The sequence below is a fragment of the Streptosporangiales bacterium genome, from assembly GCA_009379825.1.
In the GTDB taxonomy this organism is placed as follows: domain Bacteria; phylum Actinomycetota; class Actinomycetes; order Streptosporangiales; family WHST01; genus WHST01.
The window spans coordinates 1-4627 of sequence record WHTA01000155.1; the positions used below are offsets into that span (position 1 = coordinate 1).

Annotated in this window: 4 protein-coding genes; 2 read left to right on the plus strand and 2 right to left on the minus strand. The window is 71.8% G+C overall.

All coding sequences use genetic code 11. The annotated features are described in order from the left end of the window. Window positions 1-119: IS982 family transposase (locus tag GEV07_30700; GenBank protein MQA06878.1), on the plus strand; the 119-nt coding region annotated here is incomplete at its 5' end. Between the two features lie 16 nt (window positions 120-135). Here GEV07_30700 and GEV07_30705 read toward each other — a convergent pair. Together GEV07_30705 and GEV07_30710 are read right to left on the minus strand one after the other, a co-directional pair. After that, window positions 136-1941 carry an ATP-binding cassette domain-containing protein gene (locus GEV07_30705; protein ID MQA06879.1) on the minus strand — a complete coding sequence of 602 codons (1806 nt, stop codon included), beginning with the start codon at window positions 1939-1941 and terminating at the stop codon, window positions 136-138. Next, window positions 1938-3695 (minus strand): ATP-binding cassette domain-containing protein, encoded by a 1758-nt coding sequence (locus GEV07_30710; GenBank protein MQA06880.1) that lies wholly within the window; start codon window positions 3693-3695, stop codon window positions 1938-1940. Before GEV07_30710 ends, GEV07_30705 begins: the two co-directional genes overlap by 4 nt. Before the next feature lie 157 nt (window positions 3696-3852). Here GEV07_30710 and GEV07_30715 point away from each other — a divergent pair, with 157 nt between their 5' ends. Continuing rightward, window positions 3853-4485 (plus strand): TIGR03085 family protein, encoded by a 633-nt coding sequence (locus tag GEV07_30715; GenBank protein MQA06881.1) that lies wholly within the window; start codon window positions 3853-3855, stop codon window positions 4483-4485. Window positions 4486-4627: the final 142 nt, after the last annotated feature.

Here is a 4627-nt window from a genome sequence, read left to right on the forward strand (position 1 = left end):
CACCCACCGGAGTCTTCACCCGCATCGCCCAGCGACTCCTCGCCCTCACCTCCGGCATCTGGACCAACTGGACCACCGGCGTCACCAGCAAACGATCACTAACCGCCTACGACCACTGACCAAGGAATCAACCATCTAGGTGCCGGCGGCGTGCTGCCACGAGGCGTAGAGCGCGGCGTACGTGCCGCCGCGCGCCAGCAGGTCGTCGTGCGGGCCGCGTTCCACGAGCACACCGCGGTCGAAGACCAGCACCTCGTCGGCCGCCTCCGCGGTCGACAGCCGGTGCGCGATGGCCACGGCAGTGCGGCCGTAGGTCAGGCCGTCGAGCGCCCGTTGGATGCGCACCTCGGTGGCCGGGTCCACCGCCGACGTCGCCTCGTCGAGCACCAGCAGGTCGGGGTCGGCGAGGTACGCGCGGGCGAGCGCGACGAGCTGCCGCTCCCCCGCGGACAGCGACTCGCCGCGCTCCCCGACCGGCGTGTGCAGCCCGTTCGGCAGCGAGTCGACCCAGTCGCGCAGACCGAGGTCGGTCAGCTGCTCGTAGAGCTCCGCGTCGCTGGCCGACGGCCGGCCGTACCTGATGTTGTCGCCGACCGACAGGTCGAACAGGTGGCCGTCCTGCGGGACCATCACCACCCGCTCGCGCAGCGACGCGAACGACACGTCCTGCAGCGGCACGCCGTCGAGCAGCACCCGGCCGTGCGTCGGGTCCATCAGCCGGGTGAGCAGCTTCGCGAACGTCGTCTTGCCCGACCCGGTCTCGCCGACGACGGCGACCTTCCGGTTCGCGGGGATGTGCACGTCCACGTCGAGCAGCACCGGTGGGCCACCCGGGTACGCGTACGACACGTCCTCGAAGCCGACGTCGACCGGCCCGCGCGGGAGCGCGACGCCGGCCGCACCCGGGTCGCGCACGTCGGGCTCGGTGTCGAGCACGGCGATCACCCGCCGCCAGCCGGCGAGCGCGTTCTGCGCCTCGTTGAGCACCTCGGTGCCGGTCTGCACCGGCGCCACGAACAGCGACACGAGGAACAGGAACGCGACCAGCTGCCCGACGGTGAGCTGGTCGCCCACCCCGAGCAGCACACCGATCACCACGACGCCGCCGATCGCGATGCCGGCCACCAGCTCGCTGGAGCTGAACGTCAGCGTGGAGAGGATCTGCGCCCGGTTCTGCGCGCGGTACTGCCGGTCGATCGCCCCGTCCACCCGCTCCTGGGTGCGCCGCTCGATGCCGTACGTGCGGATCACCGACGCCCCCACGACCGCCTCGCTGATCGCGCCGAGCATGCTGCCCACCCGCGCCCGGACCACGCCGTACGCGGCGGCCAGCCAGCGCTGGAACGTACGCAGCGCGAACATCAGCGGCAGGAAGCAGGCCCAGACCCACAGCGTCAGCTGCCACGAGTAGACGGCCATCAGCACGGTCGCCACGAGCAGCTGCCCGAGCGACACCACGATCATCAACCCGCCGAACTGCATGAACCGGCTGATCTGATCGACGTCGCTGGTCACCCGGGAGACCAGCGAGCCGCGTCGCTCCGCGTTCTGGGTCAGCACCGAGAGGTCGTGCACGTGCCTGAACGCGCGCACCCGCAGCCTGGACAGCCCGGTCTCCGACGACCGGAACAGCCGCACGTTCACCAGGTACGCCGCGATACCCGTCAGCACCAGGCCGACGGCCGCGAGCGCCGCCGCCGTACGGACGTAGCCGAGGTCGGGGCCGCCGGCCCCGGCGATGCCGTTGTCGATGGTCCGCTGGATCGCAACCGGGATCACCACCCGGCCGGTCGTGGCGACCAGGGCGAGCAGCAGCGTGACTCTGAGACCCTGCACGAACTCCGGGCAGAGCGCGATGCCACGGCGCAGCACCGCGAACCCGGACAGCTCCTGGGTGGCGTCGATGGTCGAGCTGGTGCGCTCCTGCACTACCGCACTCACGCGACGTCCTCCGTGTCCAGCTCGTACGCGGTGACCAGGTCGCGGTAGCCGGCGGAGCGGGCGAGCAGCTCGCCGTGCGTGCCGCGGTCGACGATCTGGCCCTGCGCCACGTACACCACCTCGTCCGCCAGCGCGATGGTCGACTGCCGGTACGCGACGACGAGCACGGTGGCGTCGGCGTCGCGCAGCCCGGAGCGCAGCCCGTCGAGGATGCGTGCCTCCACCTGCGGGTCGACGCTGGACGTCGCGTCGTCGAGCACCAGCAGCCGCGGCCGACGTACGAGCGCCCTGGCCAGCGCGATGCGCTGCCGCTGCCCGCCGGACAGCGTCGTGCCCCGCTCCCCGACCGTCGTGTCGAGGCCGTCGGCCAGCGCCGACACGAACCCGTCGGCCTGCGCCAGCCGCAGCGCCGCCCAGACCTGCTCGTCGGTGAACTCGTCGCCGAGCGTCACGTTCTCGCGCAGCGAGTCCTCGAACAGGAACACCTGCTGCGGCACGACGGCGATGGTGTCGGACAGCGCGCCCCGGCGCAGCGTCCGCAGGTCGATGCCGTCGACGGTGATGCTGCCGCCGCGCGGGTCCACCAGCCGGGCGAGCAGGCCGACCAGGGTGGACTTGCCGGCGCCCGTCGGCCCGACGACGGCGACCGTGCGGCCCGCGGGGACGGCCAGGTTGACGTCCTTCACGGCGTCGGTCGCCGACTCCGGGTACGCGAACGAGACCGCGTCCAGGCGCAGCCGCGCCGGCCCCTCGCGCTGCGTCTCGCCGGCGCCGAACGGCAGCTCGCCGTCGGCGTCGAGCACGTAGCGCACCCGGTCCCAGCCGACCACCGATCGCGGCAGGCTGCCGAGTACCCAGCCGAAGGCGCGGATGGGGAACGCGAGCAGCGTGAACAGGTACGCGACCTTCACCAGCTCGCCCGCGGCCAGCGCACCGGCGTCGATGCGCAGGCTGCCGACCACGAGCACCGCGAGCACGCCCAGGTTCGGCACCGCCTCCATGATCGGGTCGAACACCCCGGCGATCCGGCCGAGCTTGATGTTCGTGTCGCGCAGCTGCTCGGACTCCTTCGCGAACCTGCGCGCCTCGTCGTCCTCCCGGCCGAGCGTCTTCACCACGAGCGCACCCTCGAAGCTCTCGTGGGCGGCGGAGCTCACCGTGCCGCGCAGCTCCTGCGAACGCATCGCCACCGGGCGCATCCGCTTCTGGTAGACGTAGTTCACCGCGGCGAGCAACGGGAACACCAGCAGCCCGACGAGCGCGAGCACCGGGTCGGTCAGCAGCATGGAGCCGACGGCGACAACCACCATCACCACGACGCCGAGCGCCATCGGCAGCGGTGCGATGACGCTCCACAGCGTCTCCACGTCGGAGTTGGCGTTGGACAGCAGCTGGCCGGTCGGGTGCCGCTGGTGCCACTCGAACGGCAGCCTGAGGTACTGCCGGGTGACCCGCCGGCGGTACGTCGCCATCAGCCGGTACTGCATCATGCCGGCGAGGATCTTCCGGCCGAGGATGCCGACGATCTTCAGCATCGACACCGCGATGACCAGGCCGGCGCCGGCTGCCAGCAGGCCCGCGGTGGTGCGGCCCTGCTCGAACGCGGGCAGCAGCACGTTGCCCGTCGCCCACCCGACGGCCTCCGCGATGCCCACCGTCATGCCGCCGTAAAGCGCACTGCCGACCAGTGCACCGAGGAAGATCCGCGGTTCCTCCCTGATGGCCGTTGCCAGCAGGCGCAGCCCACGCCGCATCACGTCGTCACGAGGCACTGGGCTCCTTCTCGGGTTCTTGCACGCTGCCTTCTCGACATTAGCTCAGGTGAGGGACACCCGGCCGGGTCGCTCCTTACCGACGACACTCGATCGTCCCGCTGAATTCCCGCCGCGCACACGCGACTACGCTGACGCCATGCGAAGCCTCGCCCGGGCCGAACGCGCCGCGCTGTGTGACCTGCTCGACCAGGTGGGGCCTGACGCCCCCACCCTGTGCGACGGCTGGGTGACCCGCGACCTCGCGGTTCATCTGGCGATCAGGGAGCGGCGCCCGGACGCCGCGCTCGGCATGTTCGTGCCGCCGCTGTCCGGTCACCGCGACCGGGTGCAGGAAGCACTCGGGAAACGGCCGTGGCGGGCGCTGGTGCAGCTGTTGCGCGGGGGTCCGCCGGTGCTGTCCGCGTTCAGCCCGCCGCCGGTGGACGCAGCGCTGAACGCGATCGAGTTCTTCGTCCACCACGAGGACGTCCGGCGTGCCCAGGACGGTTGGCAGCCGCGGGAGCTGCCGGAGCAGCACACCGAGGAGCTGTGGCGGCGGATGCGGACGATGTCGCGGCTGCTGCTGCGCAAGGCTCCGGTCGGGATCGCGCTGCGCCGTTCCGGCGGGGTGATCTGGCGCGCCCACCAGGGCTCGTCGTACGTGACGGTCGCCGGCCCCGCCAGCGAGCTGGTGCTCTACGCGTTCGGCCGCACCGAGCACGCCCAGGTCAAGCTGCTCGGCGACCCCGCCGACATCGAGCAGTTCCGCGCCACGCCGCTCGGCTTCTGAGCGGCTAGTGGGCATCTCCGGAAGTTCGTCGGGGGCTCAGGTCCAGGCGGTCGGGTCGGCGAGGTAGAGACCGCAGGCTGTGTCGAGGGCCTCCTCGGCGGTACCGCCCATGGAGCCGGTGGGTAGGTATGAGTCTTCGTAG